The 25,306-nt window shown below is 71.8% G+C and carries 23 protein-coding genes; 11 read left to right on the forward strand and 12 right to left on the reverse strand.

Translation table 11 applies throughout. The features are described from left to right. The first annotated feature begins 59 nt into the window (after positions 1-59). The 5 genes from ACWEQG_RS15680 to ACWEQG_RS15700 all read left to right on the forward strand — a co-directional run bounded on the left by ACWEQG_RS15680 (position 60) and on the right by ACWEQG_RS15700 (position 6,487). Positions 60-833: a 3-hydroxybutyrate dehydrogenase gene (locus ACWEQG_RS15680; protein WP_363466997.1), complete on the forward strand. Its 774-nt coding sequence runs from the start codon at positions 60-62 to the stop codon at positions 831-833. Beyond that, the gene (locus ACWEQG_RS15685; RefSeq protein ID WP_363467000.1) at positions 818-2,722 is read left to right on the forward strand and encodes a helix-turn-helix domain-containing protein; all 1,905 of its coding nucleotides are present in this window, start codon (positions 818-820) and stop codon (positions 2,720-2,722) included. Before ACWEQG_RS15680 ends, ACWEQG_RS15685 begins: the two co-directional genes overlap by 16 nt. Before the next feature lie 77 nt (positions 2,723-2,799). Then, positions 2,800-4,137 (forward strand): MFS transporter, encoded by a 1,338-nt coding sequence (locus ACWEQG_RS15690; RefSeq protein ID WP_452285231.1) that lies wholly within the window; start codon positions 2,800-2,802, stop codon positions 4,135-4,137. Beyond that, positions 4,137-5,471 carry a 3-hydroxybutyrate oligomer hydrolase family protein gene (locus tag ACWEQG_RS15695; RefSeq protein ID WP_452285233.1) on the forward strand — a complete coding sequence of 445 codons (1,335 nt, stop codon included), beginning with the start codon at positions 4,137-4,139 and terminating at the stop codon, positions 5,469-5,471. Before ACWEQG_RS15690 ends, ACWEQG_RS15695 begins: the two co-directional genes overlap by 1 nt. Next, a complete protein-coding gene (locus ACWEQG_RS15700; RefSeq protein ID WP_452285235.1) occupies positions 5,468-6,487 on the forward strand; it encodes an alpha/beta fold hydrolase in 1,020 nt (339 codons plus the stop codon). The genes ACWEQG_RS15695 and ACWEQG_RS15700 overlap by 4 nt, the downstream gene beginning before the upstream one ends. A gap of 10 nt (positions 6,488-6,497) precedes the next feature. Here ACWEQG_RS15700 and ACWEQG_RS15705 read toward each other — a convergent pair whose 3' ends face one another. Further along, on the reverse strand, positions 6,498-8,447 hold the full coding sequence (locus tag ACWEQG_RS15705; RefSeq protein ID WP_452285237.1) for a glycosyltransferase family 2 protein: 1,950 nt from the start codon (positions 8,445-8,447) through the stop codon (positions 6,498-6,500). Positions 8,448-8,539: 92 nt separating this feature from the next. After that, positions 8,540-9,232 (reverse strand): aggregation-promoting factor C-terminal-like domain-containing protein, encoded by a 693-nt coding sequence (locus ACWEQG_RS15710; RefSeq protein WP_452285239.1) that lies wholly within the window; start codon positions 9,230-9,232, stop codon positions 8,540-8,542. Positions 9,233-9,501: 269 nt separating this feature from the next. Between ACWEQG_RS15710 and ACWEQG_RS15715 the strand changes: the two genes are divergently transcribed. The 3 genes from ACWEQG_RS15715 to ACWEQG_RS15725 are packed head-to-tail and all read left to right on the forward strand — an operon-like array spanning position 9,502 to position 12,168. Further along, entirely contained in the window at positions 9,502-10,176 is a 675-nt protein-coding gene (locus tag ACWEQG_RS15715; protein ID WP_363467013.1) for a response regulator transcription factor, read from the forward strand. Positions 10,177-10,183: 7 nt separating this feature from the next. Next, complete coding sequence (locus tag ACWEQG_RS15720) at positions 10,184-11,629, forward strand: sensor histidine kinase (RefSeq protein WP_452285241.1); 1,446 nt, start codon at positions 10,184-10,186, stop codon at positions 11,627-11,629. After that, a complete protein-coding gene (locus tag ACWEQG_RS15725) occupies positions 11,626-12,168 on the forward strand; it encodes a hypothetical protein (RefSeq protein WP_452285243.1) in 543 nt (180 codons plus the stop codon). Before ACWEQG_RS15720 ends, ACWEQG_RS15725 begins: the two co-directional genes overlap by 4 nt. A 6-nt stretch (positions 12,169-12,174) precedes the next feature. Here the strand turns inward: ACWEQG_RS15725 and ACWEQG_RS15730 are convergent, their stop codons facing one another. From ACWEQG_RS15730 to ACWEQG_RS15760, 7 genes are all read right to left on the reverse strand, one after another. Next, positions 12,175-13,485 carry a PhoH family protein gene (locus tag ACWEQG_RS15730; protein WP_363467021.1) on the reverse strand — a complete coding sequence of 437 codons (1,311 nt, stop codon included), beginning with the start codon at positions 13,483-13,485 and terminating at the stop codon, positions 12,175-12,177. A gap of 246 nt (positions 13,486-13,731) precedes the next feature. Further along, positions 13,732-14,493, reverse strand: coding sequence for an isoprenyl transferase (locus ACWEQG_RS15735; RefSeq protein WP_346226948.1), 762 nt, complete (start codon positions 14,491-14,493; stop codon positions 13,732-13,734). 120 nt (positions 14,494-14,613) lie between these two features. Further along, positions 14,614-14,931, reverse strand: coding sequence for a hypothetical protein (locus ACWEQG_RS15740; protein WP_452285245.1), 318 nt, complete (start codon positions 14,929-14,931; stop codon positions 14,614-14,616). Beyond that, a complete protein-coding gene (locus ACWEQG_RS15745) occupies positions 14,924-15,844 on the reverse strand; it encodes a DUF692 domain-containing protein (protein ID WP_452285247.1) in 921 nt (306 codons plus the stop codon). The genes ACWEQG_RS15740 and ACWEQG_RS15745 overlap by 8 nt, the downstream gene beginning before the upstream one ends. After that, positions 15,837-16,361 carry a hypothetical protein gene (locus tag ACWEQG_RS15750; protein ID WP_452285249.1) on the reverse strand — a complete coding sequence of 175 codons (525 nt, stop codon included), beginning with the start codon at positions 16,359-16,361 and terminating at the stop codon, positions 15,837-15,839. Before ACWEQG_RS15750 ends, ACWEQG_RS15745 begins: the two co-directional genes overlap by 8 nt. A 590-nt stretch (positions 16,362-16,951) precedes the next feature. Next, entirely contained in the window at positions 16,952-18,820 is a 1,869-nt protein-coding gene (locus ACWEQG_RS15755) for a phosphoenolpyruvate carboxykinase (GTP) (protein WP_452285251.1), read from the reverse strand. A gap of 281 nt (positions 18,821-19,101) precedes the next feature. Next, positions 19,102-19,620 carry a hypothetical protein gene (locus ACWEQG_RS15760; RefSeq protein WP_452285253.1) on the reverse strand — a complete coding sequence of 173 codons (519 nt, stop codon included), beginning with the start codon at positions 19,618-19,620 and terminating at the stop codon, positions 19,102-19,104. A 76-nt stretch (positions 19,621-19,696) separates the two neighbouring features. On the opposite strand from ACWEQG_RS15760, the gene ACWEQG_RS15765 reads away from it, so the two are divergent. Together ACWEQG_RS15765 and ACWEQG_RS15770 are read left to right on the forward strand one after the other, a co-directional pair. Next, positions 19,697-21,220: an MFS transporter gene (locus ACWEQG_RS15765; RefSeq protein WP_452285255.1), complete on the forward strand. Its 1,524-nt coding sequence runs from the start codon at positions 19,697-19,699 to the stop codon at positions 21,218-21,220. Beyond that, positions 21,198-21,830 (forward strand): acyl-CoA-like ligand-binding transcription factor, encoded by a 633-nt coding sequence (locus tag ACWEQG_RS15770; RefSeq protein ID WP_452285257.1) that lies wholly within the window; start codon positions 21,198-21,200, stop codon positions 21,828-21,830. Before ACWEQG_RS15765 ends, ACWEQG_RS15770 begins: the two co-directional genes overlap by 23 nt. Before the next feature lie 20 nt (positions 21,831-21,850). Here the strand turns inward: ACWEQG_RS15770 and ACWEQG_RS15775 are convergent, their stop codons facing one another. From ACWEQG_RS15775 to ACWEQG_RS15785, 3 genes are all read right to left on the reverse strand, one after another. Beyond that, the gene (locus tag ACWEQG_RS15775; RefSeq protein WP_452285259.1) at positions 21,851-23,164 is read right to left on the reverse strand and encodes a C40 family peptidase; all 1,314 of its coding nucleotides are present in this window, start codon (positions 23,162-23,164) and stop codon (positions 21,851-21,853) included. A gap of 104 nt (positions 23,165-23,268) precedes the next feature. Further along, positions 23,269-23,769: a transcription elongation factor GreA gene (gene greA, locus ACWEQG_RS15780; RefSeq protein WP_139577342.1), complete on the reverse strand. Its 501-nt coding sequence runs from the start codon at positions 23,767-23,769 to the stop codon at positions 23,269-23,271. A 75-nt stretch (positions 23,770-23,844) separates the two neighbouring features. Next, a complete protein-coding gene (locus ACWEQG_RS15785) occupies positions 23,845-24,270 on the reverse strand; it encodes a DUF4307 domain-containing protein (protein WP_363467042.1) in 426 nt (141 codons plus the stop codon). Positions 24,271-24,418: 148 nt separating this feature from the next. Here ACWEQG_RS15785 and mca point away from each other — a divergent pair, with 148 nt between their 5' ends. Beyond that, complete coding sequence (gene mca, locus ACWEQG_RS15790; protein ID WP_346226939.1) at positions 24,419-25,300, forward strand: mycothiol conjugate amidase Mca; 882 nt, start codon at positions 24,419-24,421, stop codon at positions 25,298-25,300. The last annotated feature ends 6 nt before the right edge of the window (positions 25,301-25,306 follow it).

A 25,306-nucleotide genomic window follows, 5' to 3' on the forward strand; every position in this document is an offset into this window, starting at 1 on the left:
GCATCTATGTCGCCCACCGCCATGTGCCGGCAGCGATGCGGTTCCTATCGTGAGGCGTCATGAGCCTTGAAGGGCGTACGGCCCTCGTCACCGGCGCGGGGAGCGGCATCGGACGGGCGTGTGCCCGGCGCCTGGCCGCCGAGGGCGCACACGTCGTCGTCGCCGACATGAACGCCGAGGCCGCGGGCAAGGTGGCGGCCGAGATCGGCGGCACACCGGTGGCCGTCGACCTGTCCGACCCGGAGTTCCTGGTCGCCTGGCGAGGTCAGCTCCCGCCCTCGCCGGACACCCGCCTGCACGCCGACATCGTGGTGAACAACGCGGGGTTCCAGCACGTCGCCCCGATCGAGGACTTCCCGCCCGAGATCTTCAGCAAGATCATGCGGGTGATGGTCGAGGCGCCTTTCCTGCTCGTGCGGGCCGTGCTGCCCGGCATGTACGAGCGCGGCTGGGGACGGATCGTCAACATCTCCTCGGTGCACGGCCTGCGCGCCTCGCCGTACAAGTCGGCCTACGTGACGGCCAAGCACGCGCTGGAGGGCCTGTCGAAGGTGATCGCGCTCGAAGGGGCGCCGCACGGCGTGACCTCCAACTGCGTCAACCCCGCCTACGTGCGCACGCCGCTGGTGGAGAACCAGATCGCCGACCAGGCGCGCACCCACGGGATCAGCGAGGACGAGGTGGTGGAGCAGATCATGCTCGCCCCGGCGGCGATCAAGCGGCTGATCGAGCCGGACGAGGTGGCCGAGGTGGTCGCCTACCTGTGCGGGCCGCGGGGGTCGTTCGTCACCGGCGTCTCGATCCCCATCGACGGAGGATGGAGCGCGCGCTGACTCCGAAGGCCCCGAAAAAGACGGACGGCGCCTACGCCTACCTCGACCTGCTCGCCCGGGAGGCGTCCGCGGTCGAGTTCGAGGGGCCGATCCTGCAGGCCAGGGCGGCCGGGGCCGACTCCGCCACGCTGGAGGAGCTGGAGCGGGCCAAGGTCGCCGCGCTGCAGGTGCGGGCCGCGCTGCGCCGGCGGGCCAAGCGCGAGGCGGAGCTGTCGGCGCTGTTCGACACCGCGAGCGACCTGGCCGGGCTGCGTGACCTCGACGCGGTGCTGGAGGCCATCGTGCATCGGGCCAGGCAGCTGCTCGCCACCGACATCGCGTACATGACGCTGAACGATCCCGAGCGCGGCGACACCTACATGCGGGTGACCGACGGGTCGATCTCGGCCAGCTTCCGGCGGCTGCGGCTGCCGATGGGCGCCGGGCTGGGCGGGCTGGTGGCGCAGAGCGGCACGCCGTACAACACGGCGGACTACTTCGCCGACCCGAGGTTCCGGCACACGAACACGATCGACGTGGCCGTCCACGAGGAGGGCCTGGTGGCGATCCTCGGGGTGCCGCTGCGGCTCGGCACGCAGGTCATCGGCGTGCTGTTCGCGGCCAACCGCAGCGCCAGGCCGTTCGCGCAGGAGGAGGTGGCGCTGCTGTGCTCGCTGGCGGCGCACGCCGCGGTCGCCATCGACACCGCCCGGCTGCTGCAGGAGACCCGAGCCGCGCTGGCCGAGCTGAGCGAGGCGAACACGCTGATCAGGGCGCACAGCGAGTCGATCGAACGGGCCGCCGACGCGCACGACCGGATGACCGGCCTCGTGCTGCGCGGCGGCGGGGTCGAGGACGTCGCCGCGGTCGTCACCGGAGTGCTGGGCGGCCGCCTGACCGTGCTGGACGAGGAGGGCCGCCCCCTCGTGGGCGAGTCCGGCGACCTGGAGGCGGGCGTGTTCGACGCCGCCCAGTCGTCGCGGGCCCTCGGCCGCACGGTGAAGCGGGGCGACGCGTACGTCGCCTCGGTGGACGTCGGCGCGGCGCCGCTGTGCACGCTGGTCCTGCGGACCGACCACCCGGTGTCCGACACCGACCAGCGGATCCTGGAGCGCGCCGCGATCGTCACCGCGCTGCTGCTGCTGTTCCGCCGCAGCGTGGCCGAGGCGGAGGGACGGGTGCGCGGCGAACTGCTCGACGACCTGGTCTCCCGTCCGGAGCTGCGCGGGCTGGACGATCGGGCACGGCGGCTCGGCGTCGACCTCGACACGCCGCACGTGCTGGTCGTGGCGCGGCACGACGGGCAGCGGGAGCGCGCCGCCTTCTGGGCGTCGTCGCAGGCGACGCTGGCGCACGGCCTGGCCACCGCGCGGGGCGACGAGGTCGTGCTGCTGCTGCCCGGCGACCGGCCGGGTGCGCTGGCCAGGCGGGTCGCCGCAGAGCTGAGCGCCTCGCTCGGCCGCCCGGCGACGGCGGGGGCCGCGCCGGCCTCCGGGCCGGTGACGGCGGTCACCGCCGCCTACGCGGAGGCCCGGCGCTGCGCCGGGGCGCTGGTCGCGCTGGGCCGTACGGGTGACGGCGCGAGCGCGGACGAGCTGGGCTTCGTCGGCCTGCTGGTGGGCGAGCGGCGCGAGGTGTCCGGCTTCCTGTCCGGCGCGCTCGGGCCCGTGCTCGACTACGACGCGCGCCGGGGAACCGCACTGGTCAAGACGTTGAACGCCTATTTCGGCACGGGCGGCTCGCTGTCGCGTACGGCCGAGGCCCTGCACATCCACGTGAACACGGTGACCCAGCGGCTCGACCGGGTGGGGCAGCTGCTCGGCGCGGACTGGCAGGAGCCCGAGCGCGCCCTGGAGATCCAGCTCGCCCTGCGGCTGCACCGGCTGCGTACCCACATGCCGGATGCCTGAGGTGTGTGGCGGCGCCCCATAGGAGTGACCTCGGTCACTGCATAGCGTGTGCGGAACCCCCCATCGGAGGAGTTCCCATGGCAAACACCCCACCTGCCCGGATCGGAAAGGTCGTCGGGGCCAGCCTGATCGGCACCACCATCGAGTGGTACGACTTCTTCCTTTACGGCTCGGCCGCCGCCCTTGTCTTCAACAAGCTGTTCTTCCCCACCGAGGACGAGCTGACCGGCACCCTGCTGGCGTTCCTCACCTACGCCGTGGGCTTCGTCGCCCGGCCCCTCGGCGGGCTGGTCTTCGGTCACTACGGCGACCGGCTCGGCCGCAAGCGGCTGCTCGTCATCAGCCTGCTGCTGATGGGCGGGTCGACGTTCCTGATCGGCTGCCTGCCGACGTACGCCGCGCTCGGCGCCGGCGCGCCGCTGCTGCTGACCTTGCTCCGCCTGGTCCAGGGCTTCGCCCTCGGCGGCGAGTGGGGCGGGGCGGTGCTGCTGGTCTCCGAGCACGGCGACCCCCGCAACCGGGGCTTCTGGGCGTCCTGGCCGCAGGCCGGCGCTCCCGGTGGCAACCTGATCGCCACCGGCGTGCTGGCGCTGCTGGCCGCGGTGCAGTCCGAGGAGGCCTTCCTCGCCTGGGGCTGGCGGATCGCGTTCCTGCTGTCCGGCGTGCTCGTGCTGATCGGCCTGTGGATCAGGCTCACGGTCGACGAGTCGCCGGTGTTCCAGGAGGCGCTGGCCCGGCAGGAGCCCGCGCCGAAGGCCCCCATCCTCGGCGTGCTGCGCCACCACTGGCGCGACGTGCTGGTGGCGATGGGCGCCCGGATGGCAGAGAACGTGTCCTACTACGTGATCACCGCGTTCGTCCTCGTGTACGGCACCACCGCGGCGGACCTGCCCAAGGGCACCGTGCTGAACGCCGTGCTGATCGGCTCGGCGATCCACTTCGTCACGATCCCGCTGTGGGGCGCGCTGTCCGACCGGATCGGCCGGCGGCCGGTCTACCTCCTCGGCGCCGCCGCCGTCGGGCTGTGGGCCTTCGCGTTCTTCCCGCTGATCGACACCAAGAACTTCGCCCTGGTCACCGTGGCGGTGACCGTCGGTCTGGTGCTGCACGGCGCGATGTACGGCCCGCAGGCGGCGTTCTTCTCCGAGCTGTTCGCCACCCGGATGCGCTACTCCGGCGTGTCGATCGGCTACCAGCTCGCCTCCATCGCGGCCGGCGGCGTCGCCCCGCTGATCGCGGTCGCCCTGCTCGACGCGTACGGGTCGAGCGTGCCGATCTCCGTCTACGTGCTGGCGGCGGCGATCCTCACGATGATCGCGGTGCTCGCCTCCAGGGAGACCCGCGACCGCGACCTGTCCGCCATCGAACCCACCTCCGGCGCCGCCCAGGCCGCCGCGATCGCGAAGGAGGCCTGATGATCAGGCGAATCGGGGCGCTGGCCGCACTGGCGGTGGCCCTCCCCCTGGCGGCGACGGTCCCCGCCCAGGCCGCGGGCTGCCCGCAAGTGCGGGTCCCGGGGGCGGAGAGGCAGGTCACGGCCTGCCTCGACGACCTCACGACCAAGGGCACGCTGGCCTCCGGCCACACCGACCAGTCGGACTGGTCGGGGCTCAACTCGGCGGGCGCCGTCAACCCCACCGGCGTCCCCGGCACGCAGATCGACGGCTACTTCCCCGACACCTCCACGGGGAACACCAACCACGGCTGGAACCACGACGCCCAGTTCGTCATCCGGCTGCCCAAGCAGTGGAACGGCGGCCTGGTCGTCGCCGGGTCGCCCGGCAACCGGGAGACCTACGCCAACGACTTCACGATCTCCGACTGGGCGCTGGCCAAGGGCTACGCGTACGCCGCGACCGACAAGGGCAACACCGGCGTGACGTTCTACAAGGACGGCGCGCGGCCCGGCGACGCGGTGGCCGAGTGGAACCACCGGGTCAGCGAGCTGGCGGTCGCCGCCAAGGCCGTCGTACGGCAGCGGTACGGCAGGCCGGCCCGCACGACGATCGCGGCCGGCCAGTCGAACGGCGGTTACCTGGTCCGCTGGCAGATCGAGAACCGTCCCGACTTGTTCGACGGCGGCGTCGACTGGGAGGGCACGCTCTTCACCGCCGACGGGCCCAACCTGCTGACGTTCCTGCCGCCCGCGCTCCGCGCGTACGCGAAGGGCGACACGGCCGGGGTCGCGGCGGCGGGCTTCGCCCCCGAGTCCGACTTCCTGTGGCCGTTCCACTACCAGTACTACTGGGACTTCACGCAGCGCGTCTTCCGTGAGGAGTTCGACCCGGCCTACGACGGCGACGCCGAGGCGGGCACGCCGTTCTGCGCCTCCGGCACGCCCGCCTGCGACACGGACTACGACTACGCCTCCAGGCCCGCGTCGGTGAAGCAGGCGATGGCGCGGGTGAGCGTCACCGGGAAGATCAAGCGGCCGCTGATCGTCGTCCACGGCACCCTGGACGCGCTGCTGCCGATCCACGAGGATTCGGACGTATACGCCAAGATGATCGCCGACCGGCACCGCGACCGGCTGCTGCGCTACTACCGCGTCGAGGACGGCACCCACGTCGACAGCCTCTACCCGGCCTTCCCCGACCGCCTGCGGCCTCTGCTGCCCTGCTTCCGCAGCGCGTTCACCGCGCTGGAGGCGTGGATCGGCACCGGCACGCCGCCGCCCCCGAGCGCCACCCTGCCCCGCCCTGCCACGGGCGACCTCGAGAACACCTGCACACTGGGAGCAACACCATGACCCTGGCCATATCCGCCGAGCGTGTCGGCACGCCCCGGCTGACGTTGAACGTCCTGTCCGTCCCCGGCGCGTCGGGCGACCCGGTGCTGTTCGTGCACGGCAACGTCTCCTCCAGCGCGTTCTGGCGCTCGACGATGACCGCGATCGCGGCGGAGGGCTTCCGTCCGTACGCCGTCGACCTGCGCGGCTTCGGCGACTCCGACCCCGAGCCGGTGGACGCGAGCCGGGGCGTGCGCGACTACTCCGACGACGTGCTGGCGCTGCTCGACCAGATCGGACCGGCGCACCTGGTGGGCTGGAGCCTCGGCGGCGGGGTGGTCATGCAGGCCCTGCGCGACCGGCCCGCCGCGGCCCGCAGCGTGACGCTGGTCAACCCCGTCTCGCCGTACGGCTTCGGCGGCACCGTCGGCCCGGACGGCGTGCTCACCGGCTCCGACGGCGTCGGCGCCGGCGGCGGCGCGGCCAACCCCGACTTCGTGGCGGCGCTGCGGGCGGGCGACCGGTCGGCCGACTCCCCCGTCTCCCCCCGGAACGTGCTGCGCGCCACGTACGTCGCCCCCGGCACGGACCTGGGCGAGGACGAGGACGCGTACGTCGAGTCGATGCTGTCCACCCGGATCGGCGACGACCACTACCCGGGCGACTCTTTGCCCTCCGACGCCTGGCCGAACATCGCCCCCGGCAAGCGCGGCGTGCTCAACACGATCGCGCCGCCCAACTTCCGGATCGACGACCTGCACGAGATCGACCCGAAGCCGCCCATCCTGTGGATCAGGGGCGACCAGGACGTGATCGTCTCGGACACGTCGCTGTTCGACCTCGCCCACCTGGGCGCGATCGGCGCGGTGCCCGGCTGGGACGGCACGCCCGCCCAGCCCATGGTGACCCAGACGCGGGCCGCCCTGGACCGCTACGGCGTCTACCGCGAAGTGGTCATCGAGGGCGCCGGCCACGGGCCGCAGCTCGACAAGCCCGAGGAGTTCCGCGCGGCCCTGCTCGCGCACCTGCGCCGATAGCCGGCGGTAGCTACCGGCGATCGCGCAGGACGCGTACGGCGATGCGCCGCAGCAGTGAGGGGGCCTGCGGCGAAGCCCCGGCGGGCAGGACGGACACCTGCCCGCCGCGGCGCACCGCCAGCCCGAACAGCAGGTCCACGTCCCTCTGGTCGACCCGCAGCGCGGGCCGCCAGGACCCCGGGCCGAGGCAGTCGTCCCCGCCGATCCGGCTCACCGGCACCCGGGCGACGAGCTGTCCGGCCACCCTGCCCGGTATCCCCGGTTCGACCAGCGCGGGCACGACCATGCTGCGCCCGCGCCCGTCCTGCTCGCGCAGCACCAGCTCGGCCGGCGGCCCGCCGCTGGGCGGCACGTACGGCACGGGCACGACGACGAAGACGTGCCCCTCCTGCCGGGCCACTGTGGCCCGGGACGAGACCAGCGCGATCGACTCGGGGAACGACTTCGGCTCCACGCACACGCCCAGCTCGCCGCGCTCCGACCAGCAGGGCACCACGAGGCGCCTGGGCTCCCCGGCGAGCGCGCCCGCGCAGCTCATCGGCAGGGCGGGGCGCGCCACCCGGGTGCGGCCCGCCTGCACGCCCCGCATGCGCACGTGGACCTCCCACAGCCCGGCCGGCAGCGGCCGTCCGAGGGCCGCCGCTCCGGCGTCGAGGCGGGCCTGGCCGCTGACCCAGACGCGCACCTGGCCGCCCCGCGCCCGGTCGCCCAGGGCGGCGCGGCCCACCGAGCAGGTGACCGGCAGGGAGTGGACCACCCCTGTCTCCACGTGGCGGACGCAGACCTCGATGCGGGCCCTGCGCACCGCGTCGGTCATGTCGGCGCCCTCGTCGTCGAGCAGGCCGTCGAGCAGACCCTCGACCGCGGGGGGCGGGGCCCACAGCAGCCGGTCGTCCCGCTGCCGCAGCCACAACGGTGCGCCACCGGCCCGCAGGACCTCCACGCTCAGGTCGAGCAGCAGCACGCCCTGGTCCCAGCGCAGCTCCCGCAGCTCCGCGCTGAGCCTGGTGCCCCGGGACGCCTCGGCGAGGGCGACCAGGGCGTCGAGACGGTCCTGGCGCAGCAGCGCCGTACGGGCGCGCAGGTGCGCGGGCAGGTGGACGTCGAGCGCGGCGGGGAAGCGGTCGAGGGTGAAACGGCGCAGGAAGGAGAACAGGACCATCCGCTCGTCCGGCCCGGCCGCGAGGAAGCGCACGCCCCCCAGCCGGCGCAGCCCGAGCGTCCGATACCAGTGGGCGTGGATGCGCTCGCGCTGCGAGCCCGGCTCGGTGTAGGCGTCCACCACGTCGAAGACGGCGTTGAGACCGTCGAAGAGCGCCTCGCCGTCCGGCCCCTCCTCCTCGTGCGGGGACAGGTGGCAGCAGATCTCCCCTGCCAGCACGGCGATCACCTTCGCGGCGAGGTACGCCCTGGTCACGAAGGCCTGCTCGGACAGCGGCCGGTCGGCGAAGCGGAGCTGGCAGGTCTCCAGGAAGTCGCGGCTGAACAGCTTGTGCGCCGTCGGCAGCGCGAGAAGGTGGTCGCGCAGGACGTCGGCCCGGTCCCGGTCCCGGGCGAAGGCGGCCGCCGGCGGCCCCTGGCCGGCGAGCCTGCCGATCAGCACGTCGGCGTCGGTCTCCACCGCCCTGTCGTACATCAGCTCCAGGGCCCGCGGCTCCAGCCTGTCGTACTGGCCGAGCAGGTAGACGTACTCGCCGCGCGCCACCGACAGGCCGACGTTACGGCCGCGTGCGGGCGAGCCGCTGTGGTCGAGGTGCAGGACCCGCACGTTGTCGCGCTGCCCGGCGATCGCGTCGAGCCGCCTGCGGGTCCCGTCCGTCGACCCGTCGTCCGCGAAGATGACCTCGTACTCTTCCGGCGGCAGCGACTGCTCCAGCACCGAACGCACACACGCGCCGAAGGCGTCGTTCGACAGCCCGGGGTTGGACACGGGCATAACCACGCTGACCTTCACACCCATGAGGCCAAGGGTGCAGTGCGACCCCCCGCCGGACGCGCGGGCTTGTCGAAAGGTCGAACAACCCTGACCAGAGTTTCGCGATCAGGCGCCGGCTAGTACCAGCCGGTGGACTGGGAGTGCGCCCAGGCGCCGCAGGGAGTCTTGTAGCGGCCGGCGATGTAGCCGAGGCCCCACTTGATCTGCGTGGCGGGGTTGGTCTGCCAGTCGGAGCCCGCGCTCGCCATCTTGCTGCCAGGCAGCGACTGCGGAATCCCGTAGGCGCCGCTGTAGCGGTTCATGGCCCGCTCATTCCAGTGGCTCTCCTTGTCCCACAGGCGCTCCAGGCAGCCCCACTCGGCGCCGGACCAGCCGCGGGCCGCGGCCATCTCCTTGCCGACGGCCTTGTTGCTGCCCGGGTCGGGCGTGGAGCCGGGCGGGAAGTTGGCCGGGTTGAAACCGCCACCGCCGGGGGCCTTCTCGACGATGTCGACGGGGTCGAGGCCGCCCTTCCGGTCGCGGGTCCGCTCCAGCCTGTCCTTGCGCAGCGCCTGGACCGCGTTCTCCTTGAGGATGTCGGCCTCGGGATCGGGCGCGTTCGGGTCGAGGGCGAGGAAGCTGTCCGGCTCCAGCACCTTCTTGGGCGCGCTGTTGTTCTCGACCGAGGTGCGGACCACCCAGGTCGTCCCGCCCGCGAGCGCGGCCACGGTGACTCCGAGGATGGCGACGCGCTTGATGGTCAGCCAGCCGGGGCCGGAACCGTTGTCTCCTCCCCGCCGCGATCGGGAGGCGCGGGGGCGATCCTTCAACTGCTGACCAGAGCTCACGGCTTATGAGCTTGCCCTGTGTTGGGGGGTGGTCCGCAACCGATTCGTGGTACCTGTTTGGTGACGCCTTGACCCGACCACCGATCACATGGACTTTCCCATGGCATGTGACTTTGGTCACACTTTACGCGGAGTCAAGCGGCACGGCCTCCCGGCACCAGCGTGCTCCGGCTTCTTGACGATGAGGTGCGAACCAGTTCACAGCACCATGACAAATAGGGAATTGGTGCGGTCCGCCCCATAATGACCGAGTGGCAGGCATCCTCCTGGTCGAAGACGACCCCTCGGTCCGGGCCGGACTGGAACTCGCGCTCACCCGGCAGGGCCACTCGGTGACCGCGTACGCCACGGGCGAGGAGGCCCTCGAACACGTACGCTCCCGGCGTCCCGAGATCGCGATCCTCGACGTCATGCTGCCCGGCATCGACGGGGTCGAGGTGTGCCGCCGCATCCGCAGGCTCGACCCGCTGCCCGTCATCCTGCTGACCGCCAGGGGCGACGACCTCGACGTGGTGGTGGGGCTGGAGGCCGGCGCGGACGACTACGTGGTCAAGCCCGTCGAGCCGCGGGTGCTGGACGCCCGCATCCGCGCCGTGCTGCGCCGCCTGGAGTCGGCCTCGCCCGACCGCCTCACCTTCGGCGACCTCGTGATCGACCGCGGGGCCCTCAAGGTGAGCCTCGGGGGCAAGGAGATCCACCTCACCCCCACCGAGCTGCGCCTGCTGCTCGAACTGGTCCGCCACCCCGGCCAGGTCCTCAACCGCCGCTACCTCCTGCGCGCCGTCTGGGACCACACGCACGTGGCGGACTCCCGGCTGGTCGACGCGTGCGTGCAGCGCATCCGCGCCAAGATCGAGCCGGTGCCCGCCGACCCCGTCTACATCCACACCGTGCGCGGCTTCGGGTACCGCTTCAGCCCGCCATGACCCCGCCATGACCTGGGTGCCCACCGGGTTGCGGGCCCGGCTGGTGATCACCTTTCTCCTGGTGGCGATCACCGCGTCCGCCATGGTCGCGGGGCTGGGATACCAGATCGTCCGCCGGGGACTCCTGGAGCGCGCGGAGCGGGGCGCGGTCGCCGACGTGCGCGAGACGCTCTCCAGGATCACGCTGCCGATCGGCGCGAGCGACGTGGTCTGGCCGAGCGACACGACCGTCACCGACGAGGACCTCGACGGGGTGGTGCGGGCGCTGGAGGCCCCCGAGCGGACCGTCATCGTGACCTACGGGGGCCACCGGCGCGCCAACACCGGGGCCCAGTTCACCATGACCGACGTGCCCGACCAGCTCCGCTGGCAGGCGGCGCGGCGGCTGGTCCACCAGAGGGTGCTGTTCAGGGACCAGGCCTGGCTGATCGTCGCCACGCAGATCCAGCGGGCCAACCGCGACGGGGTGCTGCGCCCGACGGGCCTGACGGCCTACGTCTTCGTGCCTCTCTCGGACGAGGAGGCCGTGCTGACCCGCCTCAGGAACGCGCTCGCGCAGGCCGGAGGCATCACGCTCGTGCTGGCGCTGACCCTGGCCCTGCTGTCGGCCCGGCGGGTGCTGCTGCCCGTACGGCGGCTGGGCGCGGCCGCCCGCGCGCTCGGCGCGGGAGAACTGCACGTCCGCCTCCCCGTACGGGGCAGGGACGAGCTGGCCGAGCTGACCGCGACGTTCAACGAGACGGCGGCGGCGCTCGAGGACACGGTCTCCGAGCTGCGGACGCTGGAGTCGACGTCCCGGCGGTTCGTCGCCGACGTCTCCCACGAGCTGCGCACGCCGCTGACGGCGATGACCGCGGTGACGGACATGCTGTCGGAGGACGCCGAGGACCTGCCGGACGACGCCGGGGAGGCCGTGCGGATCGTCGTCCGCGAGATCGACAGGCTCCGCGTGCTGGTCGAGCACCTCATCGAGATCAGCAGGTTCGACGCGGGCGCCGCCACGCTCCGCCGGGAGACCGTCGACGTGGGCGACACGCTGGCCGACTGCCTGGAGGTGCGGGGCTGGGCCGACCGGGTGAAGCTCACCGTGCCCGTCGGGCTCACCTTCTCCCTGGACGCCCGGAGGTTCGACGTGATGGTGGCCAACCTCGTCGGCAACGCGCTGAACCACGGCGCGCCGCCCGTCGTGGTGAGCGCGCGGGTCGCGGTCGGCGGCGAGGCCCACGGGTGGCTGGAGGTGACCGTGCGCGACCACGGGAGCGGCATCCCCGAGCAGGTCCTCCCCCACGTCTTCGACCGCTTCTACAAGGCGGGCACCGACCGGGCCAGGAGCGCGGGCAGCGGCCTCGGCCTGGCCATCGCCAAGGCCAACGCGGAGCTGCACGGCGGCTCGATCACGGCCGAGCGGTGCGAGCCCGGCACCCTCTTCCTGCTGCGGATTCCCAAGCCATGAGCGCGCTGAGGCTCAGAACGGCGCTGGCGGCCCTGCTCGCGGGGCTCCTCCTGGCGCCGGCGGCCTGCGGGGTCGCGCCGACCGGGGTGACCGACGCCGGCCCCGCGCCGGTGATCAGCGGCACCCCCACCCTCGTCACGATCTACCTGCTGCGGAACGGCCGCCTGCGGCCGACGCGGGTCGCGGCCCGGTCGCCGCACGTCAACGACGTGCTCGACGCCCTGTTCAAAGCCAGTGGACGGTCGTCGAACCGGCTGTCCACGGCGCTGACCGGGCTCACGCTGACCCAGGTGCAGCTCGTGAGATACGCCCGCAACGACCCCGACAACACGCTCAGCCTGCGGGTGCGGCTGTTCGTGGCCGGCTTCAAGATCACCAGGACCGCCATGGCCCAGATCACCTGCACGGCGCGGCTGCGCCCGGAGATCTGGGCCGTGGAGATCGCTCACGCGACTCCTGACAGGAACGGGCCCCTCAAGACCCACACCTGTCAGGAGTTCTGGGATCTGGCCCCCAAGGACGGCCATCTCCCCCCGTGACGGGGTTCAGAGCGTGATGTCCTCCAGCATCTCGGTCACCAAGGCGGCGATCGGCGACCGCTCGGACCTGGTCAGCGTGATGTGGGCGAACAGCGGGTGGCCCTTGAGCTTCTCCACCACCGCGACGACGCCGTCGTGCCGGCCCACCCGCAGGTTGTCGCGCTGGGCGATGTCGTGGGTGAGCACGACCCGCGAGTTGGCCCCGATACGCGACAGGACGGTCAGCAGCACGCCGCGCTCCAGCGACTGCGCCTCGTCCACGATCACGAACGCGTCGTGGAGGGAGCGGCCGCGAATGTGGGTCAGCGGGAGGACCTCCAGCATGCCCCGGTCGATGACCTCCTCGATGACCTCGGGGGACGTCACCGCGCCCAGCGTGTCGTAGACCGCCTGGGCCCACGGGCCCATCTTGTCGTTCTCCGTGCCGGGCAGGTAGCCCAGCTCCTGGCCGCCCACGGCGTACAGGGGCCGGAACACGATGATCTTGCGGTGCTGGCGGCGCTCCAGCACCGCCTCCAGGCCCGCGCACAGCGCGAGCGCGGACTTGCCGGTGCCCGCGCGGCCGCCCATCGAGACGATGCCGACGTCGGGGTCCATCAGCAGGTCGAGCGCGATGCGCTGCTCGGCGGACCGACCGTGCAGCCCGAAGACCTCCCGGTCGCCTCGGACCAGCCGTACCGACTTGTCCGGCAGGACGCGCCCGAGCGCCGATCCACGGCTCGACAGCAGCCGCAGGCCGGTGTGGCACGGCAGGTCGCGCGCCTCGTCGATGTCGGCGGAGCCGGCCTCGAAGAGGGCGTCCATCTCCTCCGTGGTCACCTGGAGCTCCGCCATACCGGTCCAGCCGGACTCGACCACCATGCCCGCGCGGTACTCCTCCGCGCTGAGGCCGATGGACGCGGCCTTGACCCGCATCGGCAGGTCCTTCGACACCAGCACCACGTCCTTGCCCTCCACCGCCAGGTTCTGCGCGACGGTGAGGATGCGGGTGTCGTTGTCTCCCATCCGGAAGCCCGCCGGGAGGCAGGACGGATCACTATGGTTCAGCTCGACGCGGATGGTCCCTTCGCCGATCGGCATGGGCTCATCCAGCCGTCCGTACCGCACTCTGAGGTCATCGAGGAAGCGCAGCGCCTCCCTGGCGAAGTAGCCCAGCTCGGGGTGGTGGCGCTTGGCCTCCAGTTCCGTGATGACGACGATCGGGACGACGACCTCGTGCTCGGCGAAGCGGCTCATCGCCGCCGGGTCGGCGAGCAGGACGGACGTGTCCAGAACGTAGGTGCGGGATGTGGACGGGTTGCTCGAGGACACTGCCACGCGTTCTCCCCCGGGCGCCTGAGGTGGGCACCCTGCCTTGACTGGTGGTGAACGGACCGGGCCCGTGACCTGCGAGGGCAGACCGGGGCTCCGGCCCTCCTCGCATGGTGGTCGCGCAAGGACGGGCCCTCTCCCGAGGTGATGGCCGCCGATCTCCTCGACGACCGCTCAGCTACCACGGTACGTAACGAATCTCCCCAGCCCAATAGGTTTGCGCTGGTTGGAAGAAGCTCGTCACGTACCGTCTCAGGAGCCGTACCGACGGTGCCGTGCGGCGTACGAGCGGAGCGCCCGCAGGAAGTCGACTCTGCGGAAGTCGGGCCAGTAGGCCTCGCAGAAGTAGAACTCGGAGTGGGCGCTCTGCCAGAGCAGGAATCCGGAGAGTCGCTGCTCTCCCGAGGTCCGGATGACGAGATCCGGGTCGGGCAGGCCGCGCGTGTAGAGATGCTCCGCGATGTGCTCGACGTCGAGGACCTCGACGAGGTCCTCGATGCTCGCGCCCTTGCTGGCATGCTCCTGGAGGAGGGAGCGCACCGCATCAGCGATCTCACGCCTTCCTCCATACCCAACGGCAACGTTCACAATCAGGCCTGGACGATGCGATGTGGTTTCTTTTGCGTGTTTGAGGACACGAGCCGTGTGATCGGGCAGAAGGTCGAGCGAGCCCATGGGGTTGAGGTGCCATCCCTGGTCCACGAGATCCTGGACGAGGTTCTCGATCACCTGGAGCAGCGGCTCCAGCTCTGCCTTGTCCCTGGCGAGGTTGTCGGTGGAGAGCAGCCACAGCGTCACGTACTCGACGCCGGCCTCGCGGCACCACGCCACCAGTTCCGAGATCTTGTCGGCGCCCTTCTGGTGGCCCCGGCTGACGTCCCGCAGCCCCATCGCCCGCGCCCACCGGCGGTTGCCGTCCACGATGACGCCGACATGACGGGGGATCTGATCGGAGGACAGCTTCCGCTCGAGCCTGCGCTCGTACAGCTTGTACACGAGATCGCGCACGCTCATGCAACCCTCTTCCTCGCGACCGGTGGGGCTCGATCACCAATTATCGCGGGCGAACCGGCATGCCCTGCCCTCTCCTCAGAGGCTTTCCAGGGCGCGGCCGGAGTAACCCGGGTCGCACGGTCAGGGGCGTTCGCGTGCCCGCAGCCAGGCGGCGAAGTCCCGCGCGTCCGCCCTCGGCCCGCCCTCGGGCTTCACGTGTCCGGCGGCGTACACGGCGAACAGACCGGCGAACTCGGCGCCGAGGGCCTCGGCGAGGTCGGGGGCTGCGCGGGCGACCGAGCCGCGCCGCTTGGCCAGCAGCCCGCGGGCCTGGACGGCCAGCCTGCCGGGATCGAAGCCGTCCGGCACGGGTCCGCCCGCGACCAGGGCCGCCACCAGCTCCGCCTGGGCGGCGGCCAGCGCGGCCCGCGCGTTCCGGGAATCCGCCGGCTCAGGCACGGGACATCGCCTCCCGAATCCGGCCCAGCTCGCCCGCGAGGGCGCCGTCGCCGGGATAGGCGTCGTCCCACTCCAGCAGCACGCCGGGCGGCGTCACCCGGCCGCACAACTCGGTCAGCAGGTCGAGCACCTCGGCGGGAGGGGAGGCGGTGTGCGTGTCGTGCCAGAGGCCGTCGTGGGCGTGCCCGCCCGCCACGTGCACGTACGCGACGGCCTCCAGCGGCAGCGCGTCGAGCGCCCGCCGCGCGTCCAGACCGAGGTTGACCTGGTTCGTGTAGAGGTTGGCCACGTCGACCAGCAGCCGCACGCCCGTACGCCCGACCAGCTCGCCGAGAAACCGCGCCTCGGTCAGTTCGTCGTCCGGCCAGCCGAACAGGGCCGCCACGTTCTCGAGCGCGAGGGGGACGGGAAGCGCGTCCTGCGCCTCCCGCACGTTCTCCACGATCACCGACAGGGCCTCCCGGGTGCGCGGGACCGGCAGCAGATGACCGGCCTCCACGCCCCCGGCCCGCACGAAGGCCACGTGCTCGCTCACGAGAGGCGCGTCCAACGCCTGCGCACACGCCGCGAGGCGCGCCAGCCGGGCCGGATCGGGACGGTGCGCCCTGCCGACGCCCAGGCCCACACCATGAGGCACGACGGACACCCCGGCGGCGCGCAGCATGGTCAGGGACTCGGGAAGCCGGGCCGGATCGACGTTCTCGGCGATCACTTCGACGAACGCGACACCGGGCAGCCGCTCCACCGTGAGGTCGATCTCCGGCCGCCAGCCGATGCCGACACCGAGACCCGCACCTTGCCTGGCACTGCGACCGGCGCTGAGGGCGGCACCGGGACCGGCCCCCTGGCCGGCGGCGTGCTTTCGGGGACGCCTGCCGGACGGCAGCCACCTCCCGAACCGGCGCTCAGCCACCGCCGCACCCGCCGCCGCACCCGCAGCCGCCCCCGCAGCCGCCACCTCCGCCGCCGCCGCAGGCATGCGAGCCGCCGGAGCCGCATCCGCTCGACGCGCAGCCCACGGACCCGCCGCCGTCACCGCCCGAGGCCCCGCCGTCGACGTGACGGCGCACGAGGACCTCGTCGGTCGCGATCTGGGCCGCGAGGTGCGGGTCGCCGAGCTCGCCCAGGCCGTACAGCGCGATGGGCGTCACCACGGCGAGACCCGCCGCGCCGCCCACGCCGAGCGCACCGGCGGTGCCCTGCGCGAAGGCACCCCGCGGGTGCCTTTCGCGCGCCTGCCGCAGCGCCTCCTCGCCCGCGGAGCTCAGCGGACTTCGCAGGGACGCGGCGTAGGTGAGGGAGGCGATCAGTGCGGATCCGCCGCAGACCGCGGCGATCGCGACCGCGGCCCAGTTCTCCGCGGAGGCGGCGACGGTCCCGATGAAGAGGATCAGCACAAGCGTGACGACCGCGGCGGCGAGGGCGAGCACCGCGAGGGCGCGCAGGCGTGCGTTGAGGCGGCGCGCGCCCTCCAGAGAGCCCTCGGGCAGCAGGTGGCCCCCCCCCCGCGAGCAGGCGTTCCTTCAGCGCCGCCATCGCGGAGCCGTCGCCCGCGCGACGCCTGACCTCGGCCGCGCTCGCCCCGCCGGCCCGCGTGGCCAGGTCGAGGACGGCCTGCTCGACGGGATCGGCGGAGGTGGCGGGGGGCGGTGACCCTGCCGCCGCGCGCGACCCGCACCTGCTCGCGGACGGACAGCGCGGCGAGCGCCGTGTTGACCACCTGAGGCGGCCCGCCCGCGAGATAGGCCAGTTCATAGGCGTCGAGGCCGGACCCGGGCACCGCGGGCCCGGACCTGGCTTCGCGTCACTCCCGGCCGACGGCGAGAGCGGTCGTGACGATGAGTGCCGCGAGAATCGCCGCGGCGACGACGAGCACCAGTTCCACGTGCGCCCTCCTCCGGGGAGAAGAGGGGGACCCCGAACCGGGCCGGACGGCCCGCGCCCCGTCTATCCGCTGGACGAACCTCCCACGGGGAGAGTTCCGTGCCGGGACGACGGGGCGCGGACTGCGGGCGGGGACTCAGCCGAGCCGCTGGACCAGGGCGCGGTATTCGTCCCACAGCTCCTCCGGCATGTGATCGCCGAAGGTCTCGAAGTGGGGCGGGATCAGCGCCGCCTCCTCGCGCCACACCTCGGGGTCGACGCTGAGCAGAAGCTCCATGTCCTCGGGCGCGATGTCGAGGCCCTCGGTGTCGAGCGAGGCCGGCAGGTTGCCGATCGGCGTGGGCACGGCGTCGGCCACGCCGTTCAGCCGGTCGACGATCCACTTGAGCACCCTGCTGTTCTCGCCGAAACCCGGCCACACGAAGCGGCCGTTCGCGTCCTTGCGGAACCAGTTCACGTAGTAGATCTTCGGCAGTTTCTCCGGGTCGGTCATCGTGCCGACCTCGACCCAGTGCGCGAAGTAGTCACCCATGTTGTAGCCGCAGAACGGCAGCATCGCGAACGGGTCGCGGCGCAGTTCGCCGACCTTTCCCTCGGCGGCGGCCGTCTTCTCCGAGGCCACGTTGGCGCCCAGGAAGACGCCGTGCTGCCAGCTCAGCGACTCGGTCACCAGCGGAACGGCGGTCGCCCTGCGGCCGCCGAACAGGATGGCGGAGATCGGCACCCCGGCCGGGTCCTGCCATTCGGGGGCGATCGTCGGGCACTGCTCGGCCGGAGTGGTGAACCGGGCGTTCGGGTGGGCGGCGGGCTCCGGGGAGTCCGGCGTCCAGTCGCGGCCCTTCCAGTCGACGAGGTGCGCCGGCGGCTCGTCGGTGAGGCCCTCCCACCAGACGTCGCCGTCGTCGGTCAGCGCGACGTTGGTGAAGATGCTGTTGCCCCACAGCGTCTCGATCGCGTTGCCGTTCGTCGACGCGCCCGTGCCGGGGGCGACACCGAAGAAACCGGCCTCCGGGTTGATCGCGTAGAGCCTGCCGTCGGGGCCGAAGCGCATCCAGGCGATGTCGTCGCCGATCGTCTCGACCTTCCAGCCCGGGATCGTGGGCTGGAGCATGGCGAGGTTCGTCTTGCCGCAGGCCGACGGGAAGGCCGCCGCGACGTACCGCGCCTCGCCCTGCGGCGGCGTGAGCTTGAGGATCAGCATGTGCTCGGCCAGCCAGCCCTCGTCGCGGGCCATCACGCTGGCGATGCGCAGCGCGTAGCACTTCTTGCCCAGCAGCGCGTTGCCGCCGTAGCCCGAGCCGTACGACCAGATCTCCCGGGTCTCGGGGAAGTGGCTGATGTACTTGGTCGTGCTGCACGGCCACGGCACGTCGGCCTGGCCGGGCTCCAGCGGGGCGCCCACCGAGTGGACGGCCTTGACGAAATCGCTGTGCTCATGGCCGCGCTCGCTGCGGCCCTCGTCGGCTCGTGCCTCGCTGTCTCGGGCCTTTCGCGCCGCTCCGCGTTCCTCGATGAGGCGCAACGCCTCATCACCCATGCGGGTCATGATCCGCATCGACACGACGACGTACGGCGAGTCGGTGATCTCGACCCCGAGCTGCGAGATGTTCCCGCCCAGGGGACCCATGCAGAACGGCACGACGTACATGGTCCGGCCCCGCATGCAGCCCTTGAACAGCGTGGCGAACGTCCGGCGCATCTCGTCGGGCGCGATCCAGTTGTTGGTGGGGCCGGCGTCCTGTTCGCGCTCGGAGCAGATGAACGTCCGGTCCTCCACCCGGGCGACGTCGCTCGGGTCCGAGGCGGCGTAGAAGCTGTTGGGACGCTTGACCAGCCGCTTGAAGGTGCCCTGCTCCACCAGCAGGTTGGTCAGGCGCGTCCATTCGGCCTCGGAGCCGTCGCACCATTCGATCCGGTCCGGCTGGGTCAGCTCCGCGATCCGGCTCACCCAGGCCGCCAGATCGCTGTGCGTGGTGGGCGTCGGTACCTCTACTGAAATGGACACGGGGGCGGCTCCTTAATCTCTCAGGGCCAGAGCATCATGAGCGATGAATGGCCTCCGGATCCAATTGGAGTAGACCACCGCGTTTCCACTCCGTTAAATCGGCGCCATTCTCGGCTTCACGACCACTGACAGCGTCACCGCAGGCAGCGGCCGTGATGTGGTGGGACCTTACCCACACTGGCCCTGTTGGAAAAAACGTCCTTCTCCCCCTTACCCGCCTCGCCGGCGTTACACATTGGTATAGGCCAATTCGATTGGTCCAGACCTCTGCGCGAATTGGTTCAGTCCAATCCGCCGGGTCCTTCCGCCCTGATCCGGTCCACGTGCTGGAGGGCATCGCGCAGGTCAGCGAGCCAGCTGTCGGTGTGCTTGCCGACGAGCCGGACACACCAGGCCAGCGCGTCGCTGCGGCTGCGCGCGACACCCGCGGCGACCAGTGTGTCGAGGACCTGCCGTTCGGGCTGCCGCAGCCGGGTCATGACCGGGACGCTGAGAGTGGTGAACATCACCGTCTCGCCGCCCACGACGACGCCCCAGGAGACCTTGCGGCGGAAGCGGTGCTCGGCCTCCCTCGCGATGTCGATCCTGCGCTCGCGGGTCTCCTCGCGGAACCTCTCGACGTACCCCTCGACGGCCGCCGCGCGTTCCAGGTCGGGAAGCCCTTCGGCCACCGACAGCGGCGGGAGCGTGCCGAGCACGCCGATCTCCTCGCGGTCGACGACGACGTTGGGGGCCCCAGTGAACCAGCCCTCGGGCAGCCGGCCGGCGAACCAGGCGCTCAGTTCTTCGTCTGCATTCATGTAATCAACATTACATCGCCGCCCCACCGGAGTCCGATATTGACCGGAGCTACTTTTTGAGAGTTACTTTCAAATCATGGCTTCTCTCACTTCTCGATGGTGGGCGCTCGGCGCCCTCGTACTGAGCGCCCTCGTCATCGGCATGGACGCGACGGTGCTCAACGTGGCGCTGCCCACGCTCGCGGCCGACCTGCACGCCTCGACCGGCGACCTGCAGTGGATCGTCGACGCGTACCTCATTCCGTTCGCCGCGCTCATGCTCCCGGCGGGCGCGCTCGGCGACCGCTTCGGCCGCAGGCGCCTGCTGCTGGCCGGGCTCGCGGCCTTCGGGGTCGCGTCGGTGGTCGCGACGTACGCGGGCGGCACGGGCGCCCTGATCGCGGCCCGCGCGCTGATGGGCGCAGGCGGCGCGGTGATCATGCCGCTGTCGACCTCGATCCTGCCGGTGGTCTTCCCACCGGCCGAGCGTGGGCGCGCGATCGCCGTGTGGACGGCCGCCATGGCGCTCGGCCTGCCCCTCGGCCCGGTCGTGGGCGGCTACCTGCTCGACCACTTCTGGTGGGGCTCGGTCTTCCTCGTGAACATCCCGATGATCGTCGTCGCGGCGGTGGCGGTGGCCGCGTTCATCCCCGAGTCGCGTGACCCCGCCGCGCCGAAGACCGACGTGCCCGGCGCGCTGCTGTCGGTGACGGGCCTGGCCGCGCTGGTGTACGGCGTCATCGAGGCCCCGGCGCGCGGCTGGGGCCACCCCTCCGTGCTGGGCGGTCTCGGCGCCGGGGCGGTGCTGCTGGCGGTGTTCGTCCGCGTCGAGGCCCGCGCCCGGCAGCCGATGATGGACCTCGGCCTGTTCCGCAGCCGGGTCTTCGTGTGGGGCGCGGCGGGCGCGACGTTCGTGAGCCTCGGCATGTCGGGCGTGCTGTTCGTCGTCCCCCAGCACCTGCAGGCCGTGCTCGGGCACGACGCTCTCGGCACCGGCGTACGGGTGATCCCCATGGTGGCCGGGCTGATGGCCGGCGGCCTGGCCGGAGAGCGGCTCACGACCCGGCTCGGGCTGCGCGTGGTGATGCCGGCGGGCCTGGTCGTGCTCGCCGCCGGGTTCCTCCTGGGCGCCGGGACCACGGTGTCGGGCGGGGCGTCCTCGGCGTACGGCTACGTCGCGGCCTGGCTGGCCGTCCTCGGCGCGGGCGTCGGCCTCGCCATGGTCCCCGCCATGGACGGCGTGCTCGCGACGCTGCCCGAGGAGCGGTCGGGCTCCGGCTCGGCGACCCTGCAAACCGTGCGTCAGGTCGGCGGCGCGCTGGGCGTGGCCGGTCTCGGCAGCATGCTCTCGGCGGCGTACGCCTCGGATCTGCCGGACGGGGTCCCGGAGGCGGCGGCCGACTCGATCACGGCCGCGGCGGTCCTGGCCGCGCGCGCGGAGGACGCCGCGCTGCTGAGCGCCGCCAGGGAGGCGTTCGTGCACGGCATGGACCTGGTCCTGCTGGTGTGCGGGGCCACGTCGGTGCTGGCCGCCGTCCTGGTGGCCGTGTTCCTACCGGGGAGTACGGCAGGGCGCGGAAAGACGGCAGAATCGGGGCATGAGCTCACCCCGGCGCGCTGATCGGACCTCGTCCCCCTCCGACCGCGCTGTCACGAGCCTGCGCGAGCGCAAGAAGGCCAAGACCCGCAGGACCATCCAGGAGCAGGCCCTGCGGCTGTTCGCCGAGCAGGGGTACGACGCGACGACGGTCGAGCAGATCGCGGAGGCGGCGGAGGTCTCCCCCAGCACGTTCTTCCGCTACTTCCCCACGAAGGAGGACGTGGTCACCCAGGACGACTACGACCCGATCCTGATGGAGGCGCTCAAGGCACAGCCGGCCGGCCTGCCCCCGCTGACCGCCCTGCGCGGCGCGTTCCGCACCGCGTTCGAGTCGATGGGGGCCGAGGAGCTCGACCAGGTGCTCGCCCGGACCAAGCTGTCCGCCTCCGTGCCCGCCCTGCGCGCCCGCACGGTCGAAGGGCTGTTCGCCACCATCGACATGCTCGCGGGCGCGGTGGCCGAGCGGGCGGGCCGCGACCCCCACAGCCCCGCCGTACGGACGCTCGTCGGCGCGGTCATGGGAGTCATGCTCCCGGCGATATTCACGTGGGTGGAACAGGACGGCCGGACACCCCTGCCCGCGCTGCTCGACGAGGCCCTCGGCTACCTGGAGGCCGGGCTGCCGATCTGACCGGCCTCCCCGCGTCGGGGTCAGTGGACACGGGCGGAGATCTGCGGGCTGACCCTGACGACCCCGGCGAGGTTCTTGGTGTAGACGTCGGCGATCTTCACGACGTCACCGGTGCGCGGGGCGTGCAACATCTTCCCGTTGCCCCAGTAGATGGCGACGTGCGAGATGTATCCCGGGTTGGTCGGATCGTTGCGCCAGAACAGCAGGTCACCCGGCTGCGCCTGCGACAGCGGCACCTGCGGCCCGGTGACCCACTGCTGGTACGTCACGCGGGGCATGCGCACGCCCGCCTGCGCGTACGCCCACTGCACGAGCCCCGAACAGTCGAAGGTGTCGGGCCCCTCGGCGCCCCACACGTACGGCCGGCCGAGCTTGCTCACCGCCGCCGTGAGCGCGACCTTGAGCTGCTCCGCCGACATGAACGCCGTCTGCGGCCACACCGTCCGGCCCTTGGGCGTCACCACCACCGGGTTGATCGTGGCGACCTGGCTGCCCTTGGGCAGGATCTTCAGCAGCCTGAGGCGGAGCTTGCGGGAGTCGACCTTCGGCGCGCTCACCACCAGGGCGTTGCCGTCCGGGATGCCGAGCGCGGTGGCCGTCCCCTTCGAGACGATCGCCGCGATCGCGCCCATGCCCACCGTGGCGTACGCGCCGATGCGCAGGCGCCTGCCGCCGCTTTGGACCTGCGAGCCGAGCTGCACGCCGCCGTCGTTGCCCAGCTCGAAGGAGACCGCCATGTCGCCGGCGGCGATGTTGCGCCACAGCTCGTCGGAGGATGCCGTCACCCTCGGCGTGTACGAGCGGAAGGTGGACGGGTCGACGCCCATCGTCGGCACCCGCTTGCCGTCCACGGCCACATCGGCCGCGCCGGTCACCTCGGCCGCCGTCACGCCCTTGACCCGGCGCACCTTCTCCACAACCTCGGGGGGCAGCGGCCGGTTGGCCACCACGAACAGGTGCGGGCGGACCAGCCGCCCCAGCGGAGCCACCGGCTGCCGCGTCACCGTCTGGGCGGCCGGAGCCTGCCGCGCCGGCGTCGGGGACACTCCGTCGCGGGCCTGCCGTGCCGCCGCCACGTAGCGATTGCCGGCGCGCCGCTCGGACAGGGACGCGACCACGCCCGAATCCGGGGAGCCGGACGTGAGTTCGCCGAGCACGAGCACGTCGACCGTCAGCACGGTGGCGAGCGAGACGGCGATGAGGGGAACCGTCCTGCGCAGGCGCCCCGGGCGGGGCAGCCGTGGGCGGTAGGCGAGATCCTGGCGAGCCTCGGAAACGGCTCTCGTGAGCTTCCTGCCTAACCGGGTGGATGGGCGCGCTCGGCGTTCGAGCACGATCTCACCCCTCCCGTGGCGAATGGTCCGGTCCAGGACGAGACTGCCGCACAGCCGGGAATACCGCAAACGACTGCGGAATTCCCGGCCGGGGCGGAAACGGACTAGTTGCCGATGTACGGAACGGCTTCGAGGATCTCGACGGTGTTCTGCCTGCCGTTCGGCAGCGTGTACGTCGCCTTCTCCCCGATCTTCTTGCCGTTGATCGCGGATCCGAGGGGAGAGTTCGGCGAGTAGACGTCGATGGGCGCGCCGCTCTCCTCACGGGAGGCCAGCAGGAAGGTGACCTCCTCGTCGTCGCCGTCGAAGCGGACCGTCACGGTCATGCCGGGACCCACGATGCCCTCGGCGCGGGGAGCCTCGCCGACCCTGGCGCTGTCCAGGATCTGCCGGAGGTGGAAGATGCGGGCCTCCATCTTGCCCTGCTCGTCCTTGGCGGCGTGGTAGCCGCCGTTCTCCCTGAGGTCACCCTCTTCCCGGGCGGCTTCGATCTTCTTGGCGATGTCCGTGCGACCCGGGCCCGAAAGGTACTCGTACTCCTCCTTGAGGCGGTCGTACGCCTCTTGCGTCAGCCAGGTGACGTTGTCGTTCTGGGAGACGGCCACGGGCTCTCCTTGTTTCCGTAAGTGACTCGAAAGGCTGTCAAGATAACGCCTTCGAACGCTTCCCCAAAGATTCCACTATACGAGATCGCAGTAGTCGACATGTACCGCTGTGGCCTGCGCGCTCGTCCTCAGCCGCTCGGTGAACTCGAGGTCCGACCGGCCCTTGGGAATGCCGACCTCACGGCTGCCGACCTCGAGGTGCTTGGTGTCGAGCGCCTGGATCCGGCACGTCGCCGCCCGGTCGGCCGGCTTGTGCACGGTGAAGGTGATCACGGCGGAGTCCGGAGCGCTCGCGTCGAAGGTGATGACGTCCGCGCTCACGGACGGATTCCCGTTGGCGCGGAGCATGACGAAGCCCCATCCGCCCGCGATCACCGCCACGATCAGCGCGATCACGACGTACGGCACCAGCCGGGCCGGCCGCGCCGGGCGGGGCGGGAAATCGTCCGGGGTGCCGAGCACCGGGCGTGTCCCCTGGCCGCCGGCCTCATCCGTGGGCATCGCGGAATCTCCCTGAGGATTGTCGGTGTTGTGCGAGACGATCGTCCACAAGTCGACCGTGCCGTGACGCGGGCCAGCCGGGTCCGGAACACACGGTCACATAGAAGCTAACCTCTTTCCGTAGCCAGAGGACACCATGAGGAGAGCCGTGAGTGCACCGTTGAGACTGATGGCCGTGCACGCGCACCCAGACGACGAGTCGAGCAAGGGCGCCGCCACGATGGCCCGCTACGTAGCGGAGGGCGTGGAGGTCCTCGTCGTCACGTGTACGGGCGGTGAGCGCGGCTCGATCCTCAACCCCAAGATGGACCGGCCCGACATCCTCGAGAACATGGGCGAGGTGCGCCGCCAGGAGATGGAGAAGGCGCGCGAGATCCTCGGCGTGCAGCAGCGTTTCCTCGGCTTCGTCGACTCCGGGCTGCCGGAGGACGAGAACGAGCCGCTGCCCGAGGGGTGCTTCGCGCTGCAGCCGCTCGAAGTGGCCTCCGCGCCGCTCGTCGCCGCCGTCCGGGAGTTCCGGCCGCACGTGATCCTCACGTACGACGACAACGGCGGCTACCCGCATCCCGACCACATCATGACCAACCGGGTGTCGATCGAGGCGTTCGAGGCGGCGGGCGACCCCGACCGCTACCCGGGCACGGGCGAGCCGTGGCAGCCGCTGAAGCTCTACTACCACATGGGCTTCACGCGGGAGCGGTTCGAGGCGCTGCACAACGCGATGACCGAGCGCGACATGGGCTCGCCGTACGCCGACTGGATCGCACGGTGGGAGGACCGGCCGCAGAAGTGGGAGGTCACCACCAAGGTCCCGTGCGCGGAGTACTTCGAGATCCGCGACCTCGCCCTGCTCGCGCACGCCACCCAGGTGGACCCGGACGGGTTCTGGTTCGTCTGCCCCCGCGAGCTCCAGCAGGAGATCTGGCCGACCGAGGACTACCACCTCGCTCGGTCGCTCGTGGACACCACGCTGCCGGAGGACGACCTGTTCGCGGGGATCCACGCGGAGGTCACCCCTGCCTGCTCGTAAGCTGGG

The sequence above is a fragment of the Microbispora sp. NPDC004025 genome, from assembly GCF_053604425.1.

Bases quoted from the DNA above. Each gene is read 5' to 3' on its own strand.
- ACWEQG_RS15680 (WP_363466997.1), top strand. From the start codon at position 60: ATGAGCCTTGAAGGGCGTACGGCCCTCGTCACCGGCGCGGGGAGCGGC.
- ACWEQG_RS15685 (WP_363467000.1), top strand. From the start codon at position 818: ATGGAGCGCGCGCTGACTCCGAAGGCCCCGAAAAAGACGGACGGCGCC.
- ACWEQG_RS15690 (WP_452285231.1), top strand. From the start codon at position 2,800: ATGGCAAACACCCCACCTGCCCGGATCGGAAAGGTCGTCGGGGCCAGC.
- ACWEQG_RS15695 (WP_452285233.1), top strand. From the start codon at position 4,137: ATGATCAGGCGAATCGGGGCGCTGGCCGCACTGGCGGTGGCCCTCCCC.
- ACWEQG_RS15700 (WP_452285235.1), top strand. From the start codon at position 5,468: ATGACCCTGGCCATATCCGCCGAGCGTGTCGGCACGCCCCGGCTGACG.
- ACWEQG_RS15705 (WP_452285237.1), bottom strand. From the start codon at position 8,447: ATGGGTGTGAAGGTCAGCGTGGTTATGCCCGTGTCCAACCCCGGGCTG.
- ACWEQG_RS15720 (WP_452285241.1), top strand. From the start codon at position 10,184: ATGACCTGGGTGCCCACCGGGTTGCGGGCCCGGCTGGTGATCACCTTT.
- ACWEQG_RS15725 (WP_452285243.1), top strand. From the start codon at position 11,626: ATGAGCGCGCTGAGGCTCAGAACGGCGCTGGCGGCCCTGCTCGCGGGG.
- ACWEQG_RS15735 (WP_346226948.1), bottom strand. From the start codon at position 14,493: ATGAGCGTGCGCGATCTCGTGTACAAGCTGTACGAGCGCAGGCTCGAG.
- ACWEQG_RS15760 (WP_452285253.1), bottom strand. From the start codon at position 19,620: ATGAATGCAGACGAAGAACTGAGCGCCTGGTTCGCCGGCCGGCTGCCC.
- ACWEQG_RS15765 (WP_452285255.1), top strand. From the start codon at position 19,697: ATGGCTTCTCTCACTTCTCGATGGTGGGCGCTCGGCGCCCTCGTACTG.
- ACWEQG_RS15770 (WP_452285257.1), top strand. From the start codon at position 21,198: ATGAGCTCACCCCGGCGCGCTGATCGGACCTCGTCCCCCTCCGACCGC.
- ACWEQG_RS15785 (WP_363467042.1), bottom strand. From the start codon at position 24,270: ATGCCCACGGATGAGGCCGGCGGCCAGGGGACACGCCCGGTGCTCGGC.